The 21,630-nt window shown below is 51.5% G+C and carries 22 protein-coding genes; 4 read left to right on the top strand and 18 right to left on the bottom strand.

The genetic code is table 11. The features are described 5' to 3' along the window. Positions 1-11: 11 nt before the first annotated feature. The 10 genes from CHH67_RS04200 to CHH67_RS04155 form a co-directional block, all read right to left on the bottom strand. Positions 12-1,007, bottom strand: coding sequence for a sigma-70 family RNA polymerase sigma factor (locus tag CHH67_RS04200; RefSeq protein WP_095263732.1), 996 nt, complete (start codon positions 1,005-1,007; stop codon positions 12-14). 366 nt (positions 1,008-1,373) lie between these two features. Continuing rightward, a complete protein-coding gene (locus tag CHH67_RS04195; RefSeq protein ID WP_095263731.1) occupies positions 1,374-2,786 on the bottom strand; it encodes an extracellular solute-binding protein in 1,413 nt (470 codons plus the stop codon). A gap of 115 nt (positions 2,787-2,901) precedes the next feature. After that, positions 2,902-3,747 carry a carbohydrate ABC transporter permease gene (locus CHH67_RS04190; RefSeq protein ID WP_095263730.1) on the bottom strand — a complete coding sequence of 282 codons (846 nt, stop codon included), beginning with the start codon at positions 3,745-3,747 and terminating at the stop codon, positions 2,902-2,904. A gap of 20 nt (positions 3,748-3,767) precedes the next feature. Then, on the bottom strand, positions 3,768-4,667 hold the full coding sequence (locus tag CHH67_RS04185; RefSeq protein WP_095263729.1) for a carbohydrate ABC transporter permease: 900 nt from the start codon (positions 4,665-4,667) through the stop codon (positions 3,768-3,770). 71 nt (positions 4,668-4,738) lie between these two features. Then, positions 4,739-6,124 carry an MATE family efflux transporter gene (locus CHH67_RS04180; RefSeq protein ID WP_095263728.1) on the bottom strand — a complete coding sequence of 462 codons (1,386 nt, stop codon included), beginning with the start codon at positions 6,122-6,124 and terminating at the stop codon, positions 4,739-4,741. Then, positions 6,108-6,815, bottom strand: a complete 708-nt coding sequence (locus CHH67_RS04175) for a glycerophosphodiester phosphodiesterase (RefSeq protein ID WP_095263727.1) — start codon at positions 6,813-6,815, stop codon at positions 6,108-6,110. Before CHH67_RS04175 ends, CHH67_RS04180 begins: the two co-directional genes overlap by 17 nt. After that, positions 6,812-7,951: a CehA/McbA family metallohydrolase gene (locus CHH67_RS04170; RefSeq protein WP_095263726.1), complete on the bottom strand. Its 1,140-nt coding sequence runs from the start codon at positions 7,949-7,951 to the stop codon at positions 6,812-6,814. The genes CHH67_RS04175 and CHH67_RS04170 overlap by 4 nt, the downstream gene beginning before the upstream one ends. Continuing rightward, complete coding sequence (locus CHH67_RS04165; RefSeq protein ID WP_095263725.1) at positions 7,932-8,414, bottom strand: hypothetical protein; 483 nt, start codon at positions 8,412-8,414, stop codon at positions 7,932-7,934. The genes CHH67_RS04170 and CHH67_RS04165 overlap by 20 nt, the downstream gene beginning before the upstream one ends. 359 nt (positions 8,415-8,773) lie before the next feature. Next, complete coding sequence (locus tag CHH67_RS04160) at positions 8,774-9,796, bottom strand: LacI family DNA-binding transcriptional regulator (protein WP_244908078.1); 1,023 nt, start codon at positions 9,794-9,796, stop codon at positions 8,774-8,776. A 204-nt stretch (positions 9,797-10,000) separates the two neighbouring features. Beyond that, on the bottom strand, positions 10,001-10,921 hold the full coding sequence (locus CHH67_RS04155) for a phosphatidylinositol-specific phospholipase C (protein WP_196426412.1): 921 nt from the start codon (positions 10,919-10,921) through the stop codon (positions 10,001-10,003). A gap of 414 nt (positions 10,922-11,335) precedes the next feature. On the opposite strand from CHH67_RS04155, the gene CHH67_RS04150 reads away from it, so the two are divergent. Further along, positions 11,336-11,917, top strand: a complete 582-nt coding sequence (locus CHH67_RS04150) for a TetR/AcrR family transcriptional regulator (protein WP_095263723.1) — start codon at positions 11,336-11,338, stop codon at positions 11,915-11,917. Between the two features lie 28 nt (positions 11,918-11,945). After that, entirely contained in the window at positions 11,946-13,145 is a 1,200-nt protein-coding gene (locus CHH67_RS04145; protein ID WP_095263722.1) for an Acg family FMN-binding oxidoreductase, read from the top strand. A gap of 507 nt (positions 13,146-13,652) precedes the next feature. Here CHH67_RS04145 and CHH67_RS04135 read toward each other — a convergent pair. The 4 genes from CHH67_RS04135 to CHH67_RS04120 all read right to left on the bottom strand — a co-directional run bounded on the left by CHH67_RS04135 (position 13,653) and on the right by CHH67_RS04120 (position 17,205). Next, positions 13,653-14,102 carry a hypothetical protein gene (locus tag CHH67_RS04135; RefSeq protein WP_095263720.1) on the bottom strand — a complete coding sequence of 150 codons (450 nt, stop codon included), beginning with the start codon at positions 14,100-14,102 and terminating at the stop codon, positions 13,653-13,655. Positions 14,103-14,688: 586 nt separating this feature from the next. After that, entirely contained in the window at positions 14,689-15,087 is a 399-nt protein-coding gene (locus CHH67_RS04130; RefSeq protein ID WP_095263719.1) for a RidA family protein, read from the bottom strand. A gap of 396 nt (positions 15,088-15,483) precedes the next feature. Then, complete coding sequence (locus CHH67_RS04125) at positions 15,484-16,185, bottom strand: hypothetical protein (RefSeq protein ID WP_095263718.1); 702 nt, start codon at positions 16,183-16,185, stop codon at positions 15,484-15,486. Between the two features lie 123 nt (positions 16,186-16,308). Next, the gene (locus tag CHH67_RS04120; RefSeq protein WP_095263771.1) at positions 16,309-17,205 is read right to left on the bottom strand and encodes a sigma-70 family RNA polymerase sigma factor; all 897 of its coding nucleotides are present in this window, start codon (positions 17,203-17,205) and stop codon (positions 16,309-16,311) included. Between the two features lie 211 nt (positions 17,206-17,416). Here CHH67_RS04120 and CHH67_RS04115 point away from each other — a divergent pair, with 211 nt between their 5' ends. After that, the gene (locus tag CHH67_RS04115; RefSeq protein ID WP_095263717.1) at positions 17,417-17,902 is read left to right on the top strand and encodes a carboxymuconolactone decarboxylase family protein; all 486 of its coding nucleotides are present in this window, start codon (positions 17,417-17,419) and stop codon (positions 17,900-17,902) included. Positions 17,903-18,030: 128 nt separating this feature from the next. Here the strand turns inward: CHH67_RS04115 and CHH67_RS04110 are convergent, their stop codons facing one another. From CHH67_RS04110 to CHH67_RS04100, 3 genes are all read right to left on the bottom strand, one after another. Next, positions 18,031-18,330, bottom strand: coding sequence for an SDR family NAD(P)-dependent oxidoreductase (locus tag CHH67_RS04110; RefSeq protein WP_095263716.1), 300 nt, complete (start codon positions 18,328-18,330; stop codon positions 18,031-18,033). Positions 18,331-18,435: 105 nt separating this feature from the next. Next, a complete protein-coding gene (locus CHH67_RS04105) occupies positions 18,436-19,005 on the bottom strand; it encodes a TetR/AcrR family transcriptional regulator (protein ID WP_095263770.1) in 570 nt (189 codons plus the stop codon). A 101-nt stretch (positions 19,006-19,106) separates the two neighbouring features. Beyond that, positions 19,107-19,703: a YdeI/OmpD-associated family protein gene (locus tag CHH67_RS04100; RefSeq protein ID WP_095263715.1), complete on the bottom strand. Its 597-nt coding sequence runs from the start codon at positions 19,701-19,703 to the stop codon at positions 19,107-19,109. Positions 19,704-20,062: 359 nt separating this feature from the next. Between CHH67_RS04100 and CHH67_RS04095 the strand changes: the two genes are divergently transcribed. Continuing rightward, positions 20,063-21,355 (top strand): MFS transporter, encoded by a 1,293-nt coding sequence (locus tag CHH67_RS04095; RefSeq protein WP_095263769.1) that lies wholly within the window; start codon positions 20,063-20,065, stop codon positions 21,353-21,355. A gap of 56 nt (positions 21,356-21,411) precedes the next feature. Here the strand turns inward: CHH67_RS04095 and CHH67_RS04090 are convergent, their stop codons facing one another. Further along, the gene (locus tag CHH67_RS04090; protein WP_095263714.1) at positions 21,412-21,603 is read right to left on the bottom strand and encodes a hypothetical protein; all 192 of its coding nucleotides are present in this window, start codon (positions 21,601-21,603) and stop codon (positions 21,412-21,414) included. Between the last annotated feature and the right edge of the window lie 27 nt (positions 21,604-21,630).

The following is a 21,630-nucleotide window of genomic DNA, read 5'->3' as shown; positions in this document are numbered from 1 at the left end:
TTAGGTAGATCCTATGATTCAATTTTATATTTTTTATCCTCTTGAAGTGTGACATTTAAAGCCTTCGCCGCTTCTGCCAGCAGATCCTGACAGAAATAATAGTGTTTTCGCATCGTAATATGCTCTTCTTCCGTCTCGAGGTAAATAAGATCGTTAAGCTGTGGACCGCTCTCTGAGTTGTAATAGATGGCAACGACTTCCCTTCCCCAGAGCTGTTCGCATTTGGCGAACTGCTTCTCGAGCAGCGGGTCTTTAAAGTCATCAGCCAGCGAGTGCTTGATACTTGTTTCTTTTCCATACTCTTGTCCTACATGAACACCGTCCCATTCAGCATGCTCTGCCAATAGCGAGGCCATCATGTCAAGATTCCGATGATTGAAGGCTTCGATAAAACGATCCACGAGCCTTGCTTTTTCAGGGGAATTCTGTTCGGTTAGTACGGTTGTTTGTTTCTCTTCACTTGGTGGTATATCCATGGCTCTAGATTCCGTTTGTCTCAACTTCCTCAATCTCGCTCGTGCCCGATGCAGCGCCGATTTAACAGCCCCTTCACTCATGGTGAGCAATTCGGCTGCCTCACGCGCAGTGAAATCAAATACATCCATGACAAGGACGATGACGGTCTGTTTGGGTGTCAAGCTGCCTGCAAGCATTTCTATCGATTCCTGAACCTCCATCCCGCTCATCGGCATGGTGTCTTGCATAAGCTCTTCTGCGTTGTCCATCAGGGTTTCTTTATTTCGTTTTCTTTGTTGATTTAACCATGTATTCGTTGCGATGCGGAACAGGTAGCTTCTCGGGTTGAGGGGTTGCCATACCTGGCCTAAGATGGCCAATGCCTTGATTAACGTTTCCTGCACCAGGTCTTCTGCATCCCACGGGGACTTCGTTAGACTGAGACAAAACCGCCATAAATCCGAACGATAAGGTTCAATGATAGCCAAAAACCTGTTTTTCAGCTGCCACGCTTCTTGCTCCAGGCTTTGCAAGTCTTCTGCACGATGCATGTTTCATTTCCTCCAATGCTTTATTTGTCCTTCACTCTAAAAGACACTCTAACCAGGGATTTTGATACGGGGGATATCAAAGTTTTTTGGCTTACGGCCTAAACCCGAAGCATCTACGCAAGCTTTCCCGTGTTTAGTGCTTTTACAATATCATTTTACTAGACTTTTCATTCCTTAAAATGAAAGGATTGTGCCCGAACAGCAGGTATACATCCTTCCAGTCACGTTTCCCGCTCCCTCTTTCCTTATAGACAAGACAAGCGGAGCCCGAATCGGGACTCCGCTTGTACTTGCTATCGCCTTCACCTAAATACTAGCTAATCATCTGCTTACTTCTGAACTTCACTTAACCGATCAGAATGCTGCTTACTGCTGGCCCTCCAGCCATTTCGTAGCTTCTTCCTGCGCTTTCTTCATCGCGTCCGCAGCGGACAATTCGCCAAGCAGAATGCGCTCTACGTTCTCGGACAAGATGTAGCGCGGCTGTCCGGCACGGTAAGGATAACGCGGTGCCCACAGCTGGCTCATCTGTTTCAGGATGATATCCATTTGCGGCACTTCCTTCACACTTTCCCACTCTGCTGCCGCTTTAATGACAGGCATGCTGTGGGAACGCTGTTCATTCCACATGTACTCCTGGAAAAACTCGCTTCCGCTGAACTTCAGCCACTCCCAGGCGAGATCCTTGTTCTGGCTGTTCGCCCCGATGGCGAACGGGCTTCCGGCAAACATGCCGCCCATGCCCTTCTCCGGATGCTTGAACAGCAGCGCTGCCTGATATCGGTCTTGCGTTCCAAACGTCTCCAGGCTGTTCACAAAGCCTGGCGCCACGCGCAGGTTAATGGCAACATTGTTGTTATCCTGCAGGAAGTTCTCGGCTCCCTGGTTCACCAGCACGCCTTCCGGCGCATACTGGGTCGCTTCCTTCAGCAGCTCCGCAGCTTCGATCATCGTAGGCGAGTCGAATTCCAGCTTCATGTCCTTCCACAAGAATCCGGTTCCCCACTGGCCGCCTTTCGACTCGTTAATATTCATGATGCTGTCTGCAGCATCGTTGCCGTTGAAGGTCAGGCCATAGTTTTTTTCACCGGTTTTCGGATTGGTGCCCGTCATTTTGGATGCTTTCTCTATAATCTCTTCGATCGTTGGCTCTTCGGATAAGTACTCCACGCCCCAATCGTCGAACAGCTGTTTATCATATACGATTAAGCGTGCATCCCCGATGAATGGCAAGCTGTAAATCTCCGGCTCCTGATCGTTTGGCCCCATCGCTCTCCAGCCGTCCACCTGACCGTTCAGATAGATGTCCAGATCGAAGCTGTCCCGCTCAATATAGGGCTGAAGCGGCTCCAGCAGCCCTTGTTCCGCGAATGTAGCAATACCTGGCAGCTGATACACATCCGCCGCACCGGACTGAAGCATGGTCTGTGTTTTCTCGTTGTAGTTGTCCCAGCCCATCAGAACAAATTCGACTTCCGTATTCGGATACAGTCTTTCGAACTCATCTTTCAGCACTTTCACGCCTTTGGACGTCTGTCCTGTAAGCGCATCGGTCTTGTCCTCCAAAGAGAAATCGCCGATCAGCTGAACCTTCAGCTTGCCGGACAGCTCCGGTCCAGCGGCTTCCGCCGAGTCCGTCGTTTCTGTCTGCGCTTCGGTCGTTGTCTCGCTCGTATTCGCCCCGGCATTGTCGGTGCTGGTCCCGCCGCAGGCGCTAAGCGTCAGCGCAAACAACAACAGCAGGGTGATGACAACAAACTTGGAATTTACTTTGATCATCGTTATTCCTCCAGATGAATGAATGATTTTTTTTAACCCCCGTAGTGCCTATCCCACAACCAGACTGCTTCTCCCGATCCATCGCTTCCGCTCTCGTTTGATTGTCCCGGGCCCATCACTCTCCTTTCAGGCCGCTGAGTGCGACGCTTCGAATGATATATTTTTGGAAAAACAGGAACACCAGCAGCAAAGGCAAAATGCTCATCGTGGCCAGCGCCATCGTCACACCGGCAAGCCGGCTTCCATTCTCGGCGGAGAAACTCGACAAGAACAGCGGCACCGTCTTCAGATCCTGATCGTTGATTACCACCAGCGGCCAGATGAAGGAATTCCAGCTATCCTGAAACGACAGGATTGCCAGCGTTGCCGTAATCGGGCCGGTCAGCGGAACGAAGATGTAGAAGAAGGTTTTGAACTCCCCCGCACCATCCATCTTGGCAGACTCCCGCAGCCCCTCCGGGAGCTGGTCGAAATATTGCTTGGTCAGCACAAGCCCCAGCGCATTCACGAATGATGGCAGAATGAGCGGATACTTCGTGTTGATCATCCCCAGATCATTGAACATTGTAAACATCGGAATCAGACGAGTCTCAAACGGAATCATCATCGTGGCCAGCACGGTGAAGAACAGCAGTCGCTTGCCCTTGAAGTCCCCCCGGGAGAAGGCATATCCCCCCAGCAGTGCCGAGCCGACGCTGAAGGTGACGCTGAATACCGCGATCACTATCGAGTTCCAGTAAGCCTGAAGCAGGGCATTGTTCTCGAATACGAGCCGATAGTTGAACCACGAGAAATCCCCGGGTATGAGTCTTGGCGGGAACGGCATCGCCAGATTGGCCGTTCGCTCCAGGCTGACGCTGATCATCCACGCGAACGGATAGATCATCGTACAGGCGAGCACCGTCAGCAGGATGAATATGACCCCGTTTATCAGTTTCCGTCTGTCTTGCATGCCAGGCATATATGGATCCCCCGTCCTTGTTAAATTTTCATGCGCAGCAATTTGGTATTGATATAAGTGAAGATCAGGATGAATACGAACAGAATGTAAGCGGCTGCTGAAGCAATCCCGTATTCATTTCCGCCGAAGCCGCGTTCGAATATGAATCCGACCACGGTGTGAAGCGATCGGGCCGGACTTCCCTGCAGTCCGCCAAGCATGTAGGCGTCCGTGAAGCGCTGCAGCCCTCCAATCCACCCAAGTACAAACAGGATCGTCAGACTGCCAACCATATTCGGCACTGTGATCCGCCACCACTGTTGGAAGGGAGTCGCGCCGTCAATCGCAGACGCCTCATAATACTCAATCGGGATCGCTTGCAGGTTCGCCAGATTAATAATGATGACGAAGCCGAGCCAATGCCATACGGACAGTATGATCGCGCCCCATTTGGCTGAGGTCGGCTGGGACAGCCACACGACCTTCTCGAACCCGAGCAGCTGTGCGACATAATTCAGCGGCCCGTCCGGATGCAGAATAGCAAGGAATACGGTGGCTGCCGCGACCATCGAGGTCGCATTCGGGATGTAGAACAGCACCTTGAACAGATTGGAGGATCGGCGCAAGCTGTTGATCAAGCAGGCGATCAGAAAGCCGATCGGAATCGCAATCAACAGCTGGAACACCGTGATGTATACCGTGTTGTACACCGCATACCAGAACGTTTCCGAGGCGAGCACATCGGCATAGTTCTGCGTGCCGACAAACCGCTCGTTCGCTCCTCTAGTGAAGCTGAGCCGGAGCGATTCGATCAACGGGTACACCGTAAACAGCAAGATGCCCAGCAGTGTTGGAAGCAAGAACACATACCATATGGCGTGCGACTCCCTTCGTGAAGCGACCCTCCATTTTCCGAATAGTTTCGTTCGAATCTGCGACATATTGTTGACCGGACAGCGACTACGCTGCCCTCCCTCCTTTTCGTGGAATCAACGACAACGACAGGGATTACTTATCCTTCCGATGTGACAAGCTTGATTCGTTTCCATTTGCCCGACCGCCAGCGTGCGATCATGAAGGCGCCTCTGACCCACTCATCAATCACGAACACGATCCATACCCCATAAATGCCCCATCCGAGCGTCATCGTCAGCACATAAGTGAGCGGCATGCTGAAGCCCCACATGATGATCAGTCCGACGATGACGGGGTACCGCACCTCTCCTGTCGCATTCAGCGCGCTGATCATCATGACATTGCATGCTCTGCCAGCCTCCTGAAGGATGCCGATCAGCATCAGGATCTTCCCGATGCGAAGCACGTCCGGATCATCCGTGAACAGGCCCAGCAGCGGGACGGCTGCGATGTACAGCGTGCCGCTGATCAACACCGAGGCTGCAACCGCAAGCAGCGTGTACCGGATGCCCATCCGGCTGGCCTGATCATAGGCTTTGGCGCCAATGCGGTGACCGATCAGGATGGCAGCGGCCATGCCAAGCGCTTCTGACAGCAGGAACACATAACCCATCAAGGTCTGGGTATATACCTTGGTCGTTAGAGCGGTTGTGCCGATCACCGCAATCATCATCGTGACAACCACCTGGGAGGCCGTATAGGACAGGTGTTCTCCCGCCGAAGGAATGCCGAGCCGGAATATTTGCTTCAGATCTCGCCCGAAGGGACGCAGCATGACCGCAAGGGAAAGCTTGGCCTCCAGCCCTTTTATCAAGAACACCGCCGCGATCACCGAGCCGACCAGGCGGCTGGCATGCGTGACCCACGCCACCCCGGCCACCCCGTAAGTGGGAAGGCCCCATGGGCCATACAGCACAACATAGTTGCCCAGTGTATTCAGCGCCACCATGATGACCGATAAGAGCAGCATCCGCTTGACAAGGCCGTTCATGCGCAGAATCATTTCCGAGGTCATGACGAAGGCGGTTGCGTACGCCCCCAGGCTGATGATTGACAAGTATGTTCTTCCTTCATCCATAAGCTCCGCAGGGAGCTGGATCGCGCCCAGCACCGGTCCCGCAAATGTATATAGTGACAGCCCGACCAGCAGCCCGAACATCATGTTCGTTCCGAGCGCAATGGAAGCAATTCTCGTTGCGTCCTGCACCCTGCCTCCCCCGGAGTACTGGGCGATCAGAATCGACGCGCCCACGATGATAAATCCGAATAGCAGATGGGCCGCGGTCATCACCTGCGACACGGTGCCGATAGCGGCAACCGCTTGATCGGAATGACCGCTTAACATCAATGTGTCGATTGAAGCGATCAGCGTCTGCACGAACTGGCTCAGCAGAAGCGGCCAGGCCAGCCGGAACAGCGAGAACCGCGGCGATTCCTCGAGGAAGTGCTGGCCGGGCTCGGCCAATTTACGAGCGGTGGCCATCGGTTGACCCGCGTTTCATCAGCTCCATTGCCGGGGTCAGGTCGGTGACGGACAGCGCATCCACGCCCATATCCGCATAATGGCGAAGCAGGGGCTCGTCGGCCGGGAGCGTATAGAGCCACACCCGCAATCCGAGCTGATGCGCTTGCGCCACGAGGGCAGGCCGGCATGAGCCGTACTGCGCATTGATTCCGGCATAGCCTGCTTGCTCTGCCTGCTGGCAGTACTGCCGGATACGCTCTTCATAGATGTCATCCGCCAGGTCCGTCGGGATCGGCGGCAGATTCCAGATAACATGCCTCGCGCGCGGGCCGTTGGCCAAATGATCGGTCACGCCTGTGAAGTACACCTGGCTCCATACATCCAGCCGATCAACAACGGCCGCTGCAGCTGTATAGGCTTCCTCGGTTTTGAGATCCAGGTTGAAAGCAACTGGCTTTCCTCGATACGGGGTGAGGATGGTTTCCAGCTTCTCGACCGGCTCATAACCGGCCGCAGTCCATTCCTCGTATGTATATTGTGAGACGTCGGGCTGATCATCATGGTATAGGACCGCTATGCCGTCTCGGGAAGTCCGGACGTCGACCTCCAGCACATCGGCCCCGGTCTCGTAACCTGCCTGGCAGGAGACGAGCGAGTTATAAGGCGTGCCATCACATCCGGTATGGGCAATCCAATCGAATTGATTCATTTCTCTGTAGCTCCCTTCTCTGTTCCATGCTTCTCCGGTGGTATTCCGTCCGTGAACGCGGCGATGTTGCGGCTCTGCCAGGCTGGTACCCCGTCCATTTCCTCCACGTCACTGTACGGTTCCCTCAACTCGTCGTTCGAAGCCGCCAGGATGTATACCGGGTTCGTGAACGCGAGTGTTGCATGGCCGCCTGCCAGCATGCCCGCAGCCTTCACTCTAAGCCAGCGAATCCCTGCCGCAGGGATGCTGCATTCCGCGGCGCCCTGCTGATCTGTCCTTGGCAGAATCGCAAGCTCTCCTGCATTCGATTCCACAATCAGCTTCGTCACTTGCATCTCATCCGCCGTCCGGCCAGGTACGGACGATGGCTCTACTTGAATACGCAGTTCGATCGTGGCCGTCTCCGGGCTTAAGACCGTGATGATATCGCCAATCCCGTATGTCGCCCCGCCGTGCGCTGCTTCCACATGCAGCAGGGGTCCCATGCTCACGATACAGCGTCCGTGCCGAATGGCTGACACGACCGATTCCGGCCGGCTGCGTTCGCTTTCCTTCTCCAGACCGACATAGGTGAAGGCTGACCAGCCGTCTGCATGCTCTGAGTGATGCCAATCCCGCCCTGCGGTGGCCGTGATCCGGAAGCCTTCATTAAGCAGGCTTGTCCACTGCTGGAATGCCGGGATGTTGTGATGCTTGTAAGGCGGCATCATCTCATGCCACACTTCAACATAGTCAATATCGTTCCAATTCTGGATCTCATATTCCCAGTGACAGCCTGTGCATATCGGACTGCCCATGCTGTAGGGGTGTGCGATCCCTACGATTCCTCCGGCCTCATGCACCCGCTGGATCCCTTTATGAATATCCCGCGGTCCGAGATCTCTCCATTCACAGTAAGGGGCACCGAGGGTCAGCATATGTCCGTAAAAGGTCGTCCATTCCATCCCGGGAATGATCGCTACCCCGGTTTCCTCCTGTGCCGCATTGGCTTCCGCCATGCCTGACAGCGTATTATGATCGGTCAGCGCAATGCCTCCAAGACCCAGCTTCTTCGCTTCCCTGCACATCTCCAGCAGCGAATGTCTTCCGTCACTATGCGGTGTATGGGTATGCAGCTCAAATGGTACCCATGGCATCGGCATTCCCTCCCTTTCTCACAACGAGTCGATAGTGGCACTCCGGCGTCACGACGCAGTGAATGCTGATCGTAAGCTTCCAGATGCCGCTGGGCAGCGGCCCGGCAATGAACCCGGGCGATGCCTGCTCCTCAGTCAGGAGATGATGCTGCTCCGGGGGATGCCGATGAGCCGAGCCGCGAAAACCGGACGGATCATCGAGCGATAGCGTCAGCAAATTTTGCAGGGGAACGAATCGCTCCCAATGCTGCTTCTGGAGCTCAGAAATCGACGGCTCCGCATACTTGTCGATGGCCTCCAGGATCATCCGCCGCGAAGCTTCCCGATCCTCGAGCGCCTTCGAGCTGTAGGCAAAAGCAATGTCCAGGCAGGCGGCAGGCTCATCGATATGAAATTGATAGGTAATATGTGTCTTGGAGCTAAGCGGAGTTACGTTTCCCTCCACAATCAACAGATCGTCCATAAGTTTTCGACCACCTTTTGCTTCATGGATTTTCGCTTTGGTTATCCATGCTGATGTCTTGCTTCTCTGTCACCTGTGTTGCGGTATGGTATCGTTACCAGAAGAATGATACTTCGTATTTTAGAGGACATTTGTAAAATCTATTACCGTTTTTCCTCGGCGTTATATAAATTTCGTGGAGAATTACGTCTGATTTTGTCAAATGATGATAGCGCCATCGCCATGAGAGGAATTGAGCTCTTACTGCATAGGCGGAAAAGCTGGATTGCCGCTGGATTGCCGCTTGCTTGCAGCGGCCGCGAGCATAAAAAAACAGGCTTATCGTTTGATAAGCCTGTTCCCAGCTCCTGCTGTTCGTTTCACGCGTGTGCCAGCCTTGGGCGGCAGCTCTCACGCTCAACGAGACGATGCTGCAAAATAATATCCGAATCAAATGTAAATTCGGGATTAACGATCATGTGATGCATATATTCCACCGACTTCTTCCCAAGCTCCTCCACCGGCTGCTGCATCGACGTCATTGCCGGACGCACGACCTCGGTAATCAAACTTCCGTCAAAGCCCATAATCGACATATCTTCCGGCACCTTCAGCCCGTGGTCCAGCGCGCAATTCAGCGCTCCGACAGCCATATCGTCACTGGCGGCAAACACGACCGTCGGCCATTCGTCCTCGCCGAGCATCTCCTTCATCAGCCTCAGGCCCGAAGGGAGCTTGTAGTCCCCGAATTTCACAAAACGTGGGTCCGGCTCGATGCCGTGCTTCTTCATCGCTTCCGCGTAACCGTTGTAACGGCTGAACCCGGACGTAATGTCCGCCAGGTCGCCGCCGATAAAGGCAATCTTCTCATGGCCTGAGGAAATGAGATGCTCCGTCGCATCGAATGCCGCCTGATAGTCGTCGATCAGCACCGATAAGTAGGATGAAGACGGACCTTTCACACTGGAGAACAGAATCGGCATTGAAGCATGTTCAAAAAACTCGAGGATATCCTGATTGAATTTCTGATGCATGACGATGATGCCGTCCACCCTCATATTTTGAAAAACACGCAGGTAACGCAGCTCTTTCTCCATGCTTTCTGCAATGTTGCCAACGAGCAGGTTATATCCTTGTGCGCTCGCGGTTTCCTCAATGCTGCTCAATATCGTTGAGCAAAATTGACTCGTCAGATCCGGCACGATAATGCCGATTGTATTCGTCTTCTGCATCTTCAGGCTGCGTGCGATATGGCTCGGCGTATAATTCAGCTCTTCGATCGCCCGGTTCACCTTATCAAGCAGCTCCTGGCTTACATACTTCTCGCCATTCAACACTCTGGAAACGCTGGTGACCGACACCCCGGCCCTGCGCGCAACATCTTTAATGCTAGCTCCCACCATGCCACCCCTTACCCAGTATCGTGCTTGTCTTCTACGATATGACAACGCCCATCCTCACGTCAACCTCTCCGGATGCAGCGACAGCACCGGTGCCGATCCTCCACATTGCGCTAAACACACAGAAGCCTGGCTTCAGCTGGCGCGCACAAAGAAGGAGACGGTGAAAGCATTCACCGTCCCCCCCATTCCTTGCCGCGTTGCCGATTAGAAGTTGGTAGAGATAATTTTCGAGGCATGATCGCCTGTAATAAAGTCCATCACGGTGATGCCGAAGCGGCCGTGGGTGTTAGTGCTGAAGAACTGATTGACTTTCGGGTTGATGTCATTGGCAATCGTGCGAATGTTCGGGATGCCGAACAAGCCCGGGTTATAACCGCTGGTGAAGTTGATGTACAGCCATGACGGGTTGGACGAATTGGCTTCATGATACATGTTCTGAATGTCGTTCCACTTTTTGTTGCGATCCGACACTTTGTAATAATCCTGGATTTTCAGATTGGCAGCGTTCTGAATCGTGAAGGTTGTGTTGTCCTGCCAAGATGTGGCGTCGATGCCTTTCGGAAGCTGGGCAGCCTGGAATCTGCGCACCAGCACAATCTTACCTCTCGCTTCGCCAAGCGTTGGGACGTGATTCGTCATCAGCCATTTGTCCGGGTTTTTGCTTACATACCAGTTGAACGTGTCCTCATAGGAGCGCGTGTTATCAGCGGCGGTATGCTCTTCTTTCACACTCATGATAACCGTCTCTGTCGGGTTGTTGTTCAGGAACGAGATGACCGCGTTCAGAACATCGTCGAAATTCTGATTCTGGTACACCGCACCATGATGAATGGTGAATGCATCCTTATAGTGTCTCGTACGGATGTCTAAGTAACGCACACCGACGGACAGCTGCTCTGCAATGGTGAGATCCTGGTTCTTGGCTGTACCGTAAATCGGCTCGTACAATGCACCGGAGTCATGGGTTCCCGGAATCGAGAGGCTCGACAGGGAAGTGTTGTCGCTGATGGATCCCATCCAGTTGGAACTGTTGTATGACGCGGAGGCATCGGAAGCAAAGAAAGTGCCGGCTACAGACGTTACAAACAGCATGAGGACGGTTACACGCAGAATCGCTTTCTTCAACACGAGTATCACCTTGCCTTTTCATAGTTTTATGTCAATCAAGCGGCGCCAGCTTGAGTAACATCGAGCAGGTCATTCATACAACGAGAAGTCATCCATACAACTCGGGACATCATGAAACCTAGGATGGCAGCACAAAAGCCGCGCGGGGCAACAGCCTATGTATCTATCCATACAAGACCCCTGCCAAGGAAAGGTATAGACATCTCGTCAATTAGCCTATCAATCGATTGTTAATTAAGAATTAAGAAGATATTTTTGCTGTGTTAATCATTGGCATTGTTTTCGTAAAATCTTGCGTGACATTTTATGATTTTGCAGATTTTTTCGTTGAGACATCATCACTTGAGTTGACATAAAATCGGTGACCCTCTATATTTAGAGTAATTACTCTAAAGCAGAGGTGATGTGTGATTGAACACCAAATCACGAATTGTGCAAACTGCGGTTCAGTTATTTAATGAGCAAGGGATCGGCAAAGTATCGACCAATCATATCGCCGCTGCCGCTTTGATGAGCCCAGGCAATCTCTATTATCATTTCAAGAACAAGTCCGAGATCATCCAAGCGATTCTGCTGGACATGTATGAGGAATGGAATGAGGTATGGTCGCTCCCCGAACATGTCACACTGACCCAACAGCATCTGGAGCAGAAGCTGCTGATGAACTTCGACATTTTGTGGCGGTATCGATTTTTTTACCGGGAGGCACTGTCATTGTTTCAGGCAGATGAAGCTTTAAGACTCCTGCATACGGAGATGATGAACACCCGACTGGTGGAGCAGGAAGCGTTTATACGAAGATTTATCACGGATGGCGTGCTGCGGATCGAAGCTGATTCCGAGCAGCTGCAGAAACTGCTGATCGCCTGCTGGATCATTGCGAACAATTGGCTGTCCTTTCTCGAGATGAACGGTCAGCCTGTCGATGAGGTCAGTTTTACCGATGGCGTCGGCCTGATCTGGGCAATACTCGACCCGTATCTCGTGAAGTAGACAATAATCATATACTGGAGGATGGATTGTGGAGCCTACGAAATCGGATCAACCGCATAAGAACATGTCAAGAAGGAATTTTCTCAAGGCATCAGGGGCTGCATTGGTGCTGCTCGCAGGAGGAGGACTATACCGGGCTGTGGATCAAGGGGTATTCTCTACGGCCCGGGGACCCGCTTATGTTCCCTGGAATGTCGATGTAGCGTTTGAACCGGACCTTGCAGAGAAGGATCCTGTCAAATTGGTACAATACGCTATATTGGCCGCCAATGCGCATAACACCCAACCGTGGCTGTTCCGTGTACAGGATAACCGAATCGACTTATTCGCTGACCTGTCCCGAAATATCGGTGCCATGGACCCCTTCTATCGGGAAATGAACATCAGCCTGGGCTGTGCGATTGAGAATCTGTGTCTGGCTGCTAAAGCGTTCGGTTATGAGCCGAAGGTGCAATTGCATGAAGGGGAGTTTGACCGTATCAAGGTTGCTGATATTACGCTGTCAGATCGAATTCCGGAAGTTTCGCCCTTGGTCCGGATGATGACGAAGCGGCATACCCATCGCGGCGCTTATGATACCAAGCAGCCAATACCGGAGCAACTGCTGCGGGACATGAGCCTGCTGAGCCGGGATAATCCGAATGCAGATCTGGTATGGCATGCGGACGATCAATCGAAGAAGCACGTCGGTGCACTGATTATTCAAGCAACGGAAGCGATCATACAGGACTCGGTTCAGGCTCACGATAGTCATCGCTGGTATCGTCATACCAGGGAGGACATTCATCGCTTCAAGGACGGGACAACGCTGGACGCCACAGGCAACCCCGCCTTCATCCGGGCACTTGGAAAGCTCCTCCCCATCTCCGAGGCGTCTTCGAATGATTACTGGCTCAGCATGACAAAAGACACGCATATTCCAACAGCCGCCGCCTTCGGCAGCATCGTTGTCTCCGCCAGGTCCAGAACGCAATTGCTGGAAGCGGGCCGCTTGTGGCAGCGGGTTCACCTTTGGGCTACCAGCAAGGGACTTGCTCTCCATCCTTTGAATCAAGCGAATGAGCGTCAGGACCGGGAACAGCAGCTTGGACTGGAGCCGGTCTTTGGCAGCGCCCTTCAGCGGCTAGCTGGCCGCGGCGAGCATGTGTTTCTGTTTCGCATCGGCTATGCGCGGGAACAAGCGATCCCGAGCCCGCGCCGAGCGGCGGAGGAAGTGCAGCTGCAATGATCCGGGCAGGCGCGAAGGACAATGCACATTTCTCCGCGAGCACCTACATCTTGATAAGTCATCATTCCTCGTTATGTCGCTGCGGAACGGAATGGGATGAACTCCGATCCGGGCTGAAAGAATCGTTTGCCAGATGCCAAAAAAGCATGAACTCGAGATCCCCCCGAATTCATGCTTTTTGTAGTCAAAATATGCTGCCAGGAAAGCCATTCCTTGACGGGTTATACATAAACTCATTTCCTGCATTCCAATCACACATCAAAGTCGACATCATACAAAAACTGAAGCCGTTTATGAAGCAGCTGCGAAGGAGCGATTGAAAAAGCAGCGTCCCGCAATTTCACCAAGAGCGGATGGTTCACTTGAGCCTCGGAGAGACTTGACCATGTCAACTAACCCGTAGAAAATATCAATCAAAAAAGACCGCTCTGCAAACGGTCATACTGCACTGTACCTGAGTACTGATAACAGCTTAGACGAACTGGCTTTAACAACCGTGCACGACTTTTAATTCTTTGGAATATCGTAAATATCATTAGGATCATTGGTCTGTAGCACTATTCCTTCATGATCTAATACAATAATAGTGGGCGACTGTTCAATGGCAAATAGTTTCTTATAGTCATATTTTTGAGTTTGGTCATCCAGACTAATAAAAGACATATTATGAATGGGTAACGATTCAAGAATAGCTTCTGAATTTATGACATTCAGCATTTCTTCGATAAGTTCGGAATAATCTGATTGACGCCCATCCCAAAAGACATAAATATTGTAGGATTTTTGCTGAGGCGAAACCATGTCACGGACGGCATCTTCTTTCCCCGTAGAACAAGCGGCCAGCGTGCAGGTGAAGAAAATAATAAGGAGAACATTTAAAATTCTGCTTGTTTTAATAGTAATCACCTCGTTGAAGTCAAGGGGGCAGAGTCCCTTGTTATTCTTATCAAAATCCAAAATGAGGGTTTAACCCCAATTTTAAGCATCTTAATAGGTAATGTAAATAATAAATACTTCCTACCGACTTACTATTGACTTCTATTAATGCAGTTACATACTTCAGAGTTGATCTGCACGCTTCCTCCCTCGCCTTGTAAAACGCCTTTTTTGTAACTGAAGTTGCATTTTATATAGCTTTTTGGCCATTTCAAGGCTCTATTCTTTGCTGGAGGTTGCCAAAACCTTATTAAGTTACTAAGTTCTCTACTGCTCACGCCATAACAGTACTACAGTGAATAGTACCAGCAAGGCTGTATTAATGATTATAATCTCATACAAAGAGCTCGGGCGTATCCCTGAATTGGATCGACTAATTACAGCGATTTCGGAATTGTTAAAGCATTAAGGATGTGAGGACAGGACAAGAGACTGGGTAGGTTAGCGTCAAGCAGCGCTTGCATTCGCTCGCTCCCACAGCTGTCTAATATCAGCGTAGCAGAGAACATAACGGCGGTATCCGAACGTAAACATGGTGTGGATGGGGACAAGAAAACATGGAACCTCAATCATAAAGGTTCCATGTTCGGATGAAGTGTGTATGAAATTAAACTTTAGCAGCCCATATTTCGATTTCTATCTTGATTTCCGGCAGCCCCAAAGCCGTAACATAGGCTACCGTCATCGCAGGGTACTCATCATTGAAGAATCGTTCCCACTCGGAATAGAGGTAATTCCAATCAATCGGCTCAATTGCCCAAATGTTCACTTTAATAATATGATCTGAACATAATCCTTCTGCTGCCAATACGTTGTGGATGTTGGCAAAGGTCAGCCCGATCTGTTCATTCATGTTCTCAGGGAACTGCCCGTTGGGATCGATGCCGATCTGGCCGGATGTCACAAACCATTCCGCATTTCTTGGAATTTTTGTAATATGGGTGTATTTCCCTACCGGTTTCGGCATGCTGACTGGATTGGTTCTTGTAATTTTATCATTATTCATTGTTAGTTCCCCCGTCTACAGAAAATTCTGCTGTGTTCTCCAGTAAACCGCTTTTTGGACACACTTCACCCTTGGAGCGATTTGTCTAGAAGAAAACAGCAGTAGAGTATCCATAACCCGCAGATAAAGCCATGAGCGATCTTTTCTTCATCAGATGGATACTCCTTTCTTGTTCACGGACGGATTTGATAACATCATAACCCCAGTCTACCACACCTGCTCAAGCCATTTCACCTATGTCCTATGAGATCTTGTTTGCAGCCTTTTCGTGTCTTACAGGCCTCAAGAAAGTGTACGTACGCTTGCGCGCTTGGGTTCAAGGCAGTTATGCATTTCAATCCGAGTGGCCTTTCAGTATAGAAAACATCTATCCTAGTATAAGTACGCAAGTTCACTTCAGGTACGTTCCAAAAGGTACGTTCGGATGAGATTTAGTGCATAGAAAGCTCCTCCGATGGCTCCTGAACTTTTCCTCTTCCCCTTAGCCTCCATAATCCGGCCGCAATGCCCATACACCCGGCGGCTACCAGCACCCCGTGAGCCACTCGCAGCGGCTGGGTTCCCAGAAATTGAGGAAGATACATCAGGAATCCCATCGTGAAGAGCACCAGCCCATTTCGGTAAAGCACCGGATTTCCATATGACCATAACCACCAGAATGGAACCGATGCCGATCAGCAGCAGCCCCGCAAGAATCATGAGAAACCCGGAGCCATAACGAATGTCATCCGCCAGGGCGATCCATTCGGCACTTTGCTCTGCGAGAGCACGCTTTCCAAGCGCATGTAAACCGAATACCTCAGCACCATAAAAGGGCAGCGTCAACCCGATTCCGAGCCAGGTGACCACGATACTGCGAAGGGCAAGACGCCCGCAAGACCCGTTCTGTAGAAGTAGACAAAGTCCCAGCAGCCCTGCACCCAGTAACGTGAAGGCCACAATCGCGAGCACATGGGATACGATCCAGGCCGGAGAAGCAAAAGCTGCCGCGCCCACCAACGATGTCTCATCAGAAAACGGACGGATTGCAGGATAGAGAACAAACAGAATCCCGGCAATGACTAAACTGACAGAGGCTAACCGAATGCGCTTTTCCATAAATCCCTCTCCCCGAAAACTAATATAATTAGTATTTAAACTAATCTAATTAGTAATATAACTAATATAATTAGTTATATCAATCGGTTATTTCATTCACTATTTCCGCTTGCTCGTCACGGTTTAGTGATCATCAGCGCATGGGGAATGACCATCATAATCCAATACACCCAAATCGATCGTATGAAGCCGCTCTGGGTTCGAGATCAATTCCACTTCGGTAATGATCCCGCACTTCACTGTGAACTTCAACACGTAGAGCAAGTTGCCGCCAGGGGCCGCCACGATGCCCACGCTGCCGTCCACCCAGGCAAGCTGAGCTGATTTCTGCGCACGTCCGGCTACCTTCTTGGCCAGCGCCGATGCACCGCGGAACACTCTCGGCGTTCCGTCTTCCCGGTCGTCCCGCAGAACCACATCCGGATCCAGAGCAGCAATCAGCTGATGGAGATCTCCTGCATGCGCTGCTGCCAGAAAAGCCCGCACCACATCACGCTGAGCTGCCACGCTGGTATCCAGAACCTCCTCCGCTCCGCGGATCCGGCGTCGTGCCCGGCTCGTTAACTGCCTTGCTGCGTCGTCTGATTTACCAATAATCGAAGCGATCTCGTGAAATGGCATTCCAAACACGTCATGGAGAATCAAACTGATTCGTTCCGCCGGCTTCAAACGGTCCAGCACGACCAACATGGCAACGCCTACGGAATCGGCGAGGACAGCTTCCTGTTCCGGATCGGCATACGAAACGGCTGCAAGCGCCTCCGGCGGATGCTCCTCAAGCGACTCCTCTTTCCTCGTCTTGCGAGCCCGCAGCATATCCAAGCAGATCCGCGATACGACGGTAGTGAGCCATCCCCCGATATTGTGAATATGATTCACATCGCTGCGGCTCAGACGCAGCCATGCTTCCTGAACCGCATCCTCCGCTTCGCTCAGAGAACCAAGCATACGGTACGCCACGCCATGAAGATGCGCCCGGTGTGCTTCGAATACCGCTGCCAACCCTGCCTGATCATTCATCTTGCTTCCCCCTTCTTCTCTTTCGGACAGTACAGCAATCCCTCTATCTTTATTGACGACCGCCACTCAATTTATGTGACATCCTCCCTGCATGATCTATTCATCGGCACTAGGCCCGAGTGTTTGTCACACTTCCAGACCGTGATCCGTCATCGTATTGTAGGACCGAATAACGGGTTTACACCTAAATCACGAGAAGGAGTGTATGTTGATGTCATCCAGAATGGACAATCCTGCTGCCATTGTGCCCGATATGGGCCAAGCCTTGCAAATGTTAGGAAATGCGCTGTTTTCGTCTGCGGCACAGACCGGTGTTCCGAAGGGACTCCTGTTCCTGTGCTACTTGCGCGCCAGCCAGATTAATGGGGACAGCGTATGCGTACAGCTTCATGCCCGCAACGCACTGTCAGCGGGGGAAACGACAGAGCGCGTGCTCGCAGCCGCCGCGTGGCGCGATACGCAGCTATTCAATGAAGCCGAGCGAGCGGCTCTCGCGCTATGCGAAGCCATTACCCGGATTGAAGACCGGGCACATCCGGTGCCGGACGATATCTATGACGAGGCGGCAGCACATTTCGGGCAGCAAGCGCTGGCCACGCTGATCGCCGGGCTTGCCACCGTCAACCTGTATAACCGGCTCAATGTGGCGACCGGACAGCTGGCCGTGAGTGCGGATACAAGCAAGCCCGGTCAATAAGCAATTCAAGCAGGGAGCAGCGTTCGATTTCTCTCCTGCTGTTCATCATTCGATGTACGAACCCACCAAACCCCAAAAAGCCTGCAGCATACGCTCCCATAGAGCAATGCCTGCAGGCTTCTTTCGCATTACAGAAGCATGCCCGTGCGGACAGCGATATCGCCATACCCGGCATTGTTCACGACCACATCAAGACATCCGTACCGGCTCTTCGCCTCTTCAACCGCTTGAGATACGGCCGACTCATCGCTGACATCCAGAGCAAGGGGGTAAATGCGATCTCTGTACGTCTCGACCAGACCGGCGAGTGACTTCGGGTTGCGGGCCGTGGCAATGACAACATCTCCTTTGCGCAAGGCTGCTTCAGTCAAGGCGCGGCCAAATCCCCGGGAACTGTCTGTAATAAACCATATTTTTGGATTCGTCATGGGATGAACTCTCTTTCGATTAATGAATGTTCATTTATTGTACATCAAAAAAATGGGCTCGATAACGGCCATCACATCTCCCCTTTCTCGTCATTTCCATTTGGATTATACCTTTATCGCATCCCAGCTCATATCAATCGCTGCTTGCAATTGCTGCTGGTCGAACTGCGTTCCGTTCTTGACATGCTCCTTCGCAAGTTCCACCACCGGCATGATCGAATATACGATCAGCATCCGAACATCCGCTTGCTTGAACAGCCCTTGCTGCTTGCCTTCTTCAAGCATGTTATAGATCGGCTCGAACATCCCTGTCGTGTCCAAACACCATTTCTGCGGAAACGGGGAATGAATCATTTGCTCCAGGAACAAAAAGTACGCTGTGTTGCTTTGTATAAAATCAACGTAGTTATGAATAATCGACTCAAAGCGCTCCCGGACGGCCTTCTTCTCATGCAGCCCTTCGAACATCTTCTCGCTTAACTTGCCTTTTACCTTCAGGTACGTGTTAAGCAACAAATCCTCCTTGTTCTCATGATAAATATAAATGGTTGCAGCCGACACATTGGCCTGCTTGGCGATTTTCGAAATTGAAATGTCAGCGAACCCGATCTCACTCACCAATTGGATCGTAGCATCAAATATTGCCTCTACTTTATTATCATCTCTATGTCTCATATCCACAACAGTAAATGATCATTCATTTAATGTCAATGCAAGCAACTCCATTCCTGATGGAGTGCTGTCGGCCCCAGCCTCAAGAGCACGTCTTATGATGTTCAGTTGTCATTCATTCCTTTGCCATCCAGAATATGCGGCACATATTTCTCGATGCGCGACACCCTAGTTTTGGCTTGCTTCGCCCCGTTAAAATAAAGCACGTACGCTCTTTGACGGCCCGGCGTCAAGGCTTCAAAAGCCGTCTGCAAAGCTGGCATGTCGGCGAATTTCTGCTGTAATTCTTCCGGGATGACCAGCGGCTTGTCCTTGGCCGCAGGCACGGCTGTCCCAGCTTTCTCGACCTCGAGAGCGGCATGAACGAACGCTTTCAGCATCTCTTCAGCCTCGGTAATTTCCTGAACCCCCGTAAACCGAATCTGACGCGCCGCCTGCACGTTCTCTGTCATCTGAATCAGGACTCCGTGCGGGTCAGGCAGCAACGCGCCTTTAAAAAACATCAGCGCAACATACGCTTTAAACGGCTGGATAATGCATATATTTTTGCCCTGAGATGTGTAGCAAGGCTTCCCCCACTTCAATTCCTCGTCCAATGGACAATCAAGCAGGATCATTCTCAGTTTCTCCATTTCAAATATCCACTTGTCAGCTTTCCCCAGAAATTCATCTACCTTCGGATTCGCTTCATGATAAGTCATCCCGTAACCCCCCGCTTCTCCATTAATCTTGCGATATGCTCTCATTATTAATCACGGATCAGTGAAAAGTAAAGAATCGTACCCTGGAAAGCCAAAGAATCCCTGTGCCGCCCTCTGCCCGGCGTTCATGTAAACCACGTGTAAATATATGTAAAGACCGAGTAAAATTTATCCAGCCTATCTATACTTCTTCTATAGTCTAACGTAGACTACTAGTAAGGATTTTGCATAATCGGTGAAGACGTCTCCTATTCGCAAGAAGTAATACATAGAATAAACAAGATTCACGGGTTGGTTTATCATACCGGGAGGCGCCCAACCGAATGTTGCATCATCCGGATCAAAAGGAGGAGTACACCGTGAGCAAATTCACCAAAGCGGAAAAAAGCTGGATGATGTATGACTGGGCCGATTCAGCTTATTTTCTCATTATCGTGACCGCTATCTTCCCGATCTATTACAAGGAAGTGGCTGACAACGCTGGCGTCTTGGGCGCCAACTCGACCGCCTATCTGGGCTACACCATTTCAATCGCCACCTTTATCCTGGCGCTGCTCGGACCGATCCTTGGCACCATTGCCGATTACAAAGGCATGAAGGACAAGTTTTTCACCTTCTTTTTTGTCATCGGTGTCATTTCAACGCTTGCTCTGTTTTTTGTCCCGGATGACAACTGGCTTCTCTTATTGATCTTTTATACGCTCACAACCCTGGGCGCGCGCGGAGCCAACGTATTCTACGATGCCTACATCGTGGACGTCACCTCGAGGGACCGACTGGATGAGCTGTCTGCCAGAGGTTATGCGCTAGGCTATATCGGCAGTACGATTCCGTTCATCGTATGTATTGCCATTATCCTCACAGCCCAGATGGGGATCATTCCGCTGTCCACGTCGGCAGCAAGCCGGACGACCTTCCTGATTACTGCCATCTGGTGGCTCGCCTTCACGATCCCGATGCTAAGAAACGTCAAGCAGCAATACGGGGTTCAGCGTGAACCGAGAGTTGTTGTCAACAGCTTCAAGCGCCTTGCGCAGACCTTTAAGGAGATCCGGCAATACCGGACTATCTTCCTGTTTTTGATCGCCTATTTCTTTTACATTGACGGCGTGGGCACCATTATCTCCATGTCCACCGCCTACGGTACCGATTTGGGGTTAAGTGCGACAGACCTGATCATTGCGCTATTGGCCGTACAGATTGTGGCAGCCCCATTCTCGATCGTATACGGGAAGCTGGCCAACCGATTCGGCGTCAAAAAGATGCTGTATACCGGCATTGTCATTTACATGATCGTATGCGTGTATGCCATGTTCTTGAAGACGATTGCAGACTTCTGGATATTGGCGATGCTTGTGGCGACATCCCAAGGCGGTATTCAAGCACTCAGCCGCTCTTACTTCGCCCACATTGTACCTAAGGAAAAATCCAATGAATTCTTCGGCTTCTACACCATCTTCGGCAGATTTGCCGCTGTATCCGGCCCATTCCTTGTCGGTGTGATCACACAACTGACCGGAAGCTCCGCCTTTGGCGTAGCAAGCTTGATTGTACTGTTCGCGATCGGGCTTGTCGTGCTGATGTTTGTTCCTTGGACAGCAGCGCGTAGTGCGACTGCGGATCTCGACAACACGCTGGAAAAAAGCCTCTGATTCATACTCGCTATTATACAAAGCTGGCGTCGATGCTCTATCGGTGCCGGCTTTTTTCATGCCCCTGAAGCGGCGGACAGCCTCTCCCCTCCCTGCATAATCGGCAAGGTGCCTGTGGAAGAACCGCCGATCTCCTGATCAGGCTCCGCTCGGCTGCAACGCTGAAACGGACTGCGCCGGCGGTCCACGAATGACAACAGGAACAGAGCCATCCGCGAGACGTTCGGATCATGAAGGTTATCCTCCATGATCCCGTCCTGGGATGGCTCTGTTCA

The sequence above is a fragment of the Paenibacillus campinasensis genome, assembly GCF_002272015.1.
Taxonomy (GTDB): Bacteria; Bacillota; Bacilli; order Paenibacillales; family Paenibacillaceae; genus Paenibacillus_AQ; species Paenibacillus_AQ campinasensis.
Note: the sequence above shows the minus strand (reverse complement) of the source record. Positions and strands in the feature narration are given on the sequence as shown.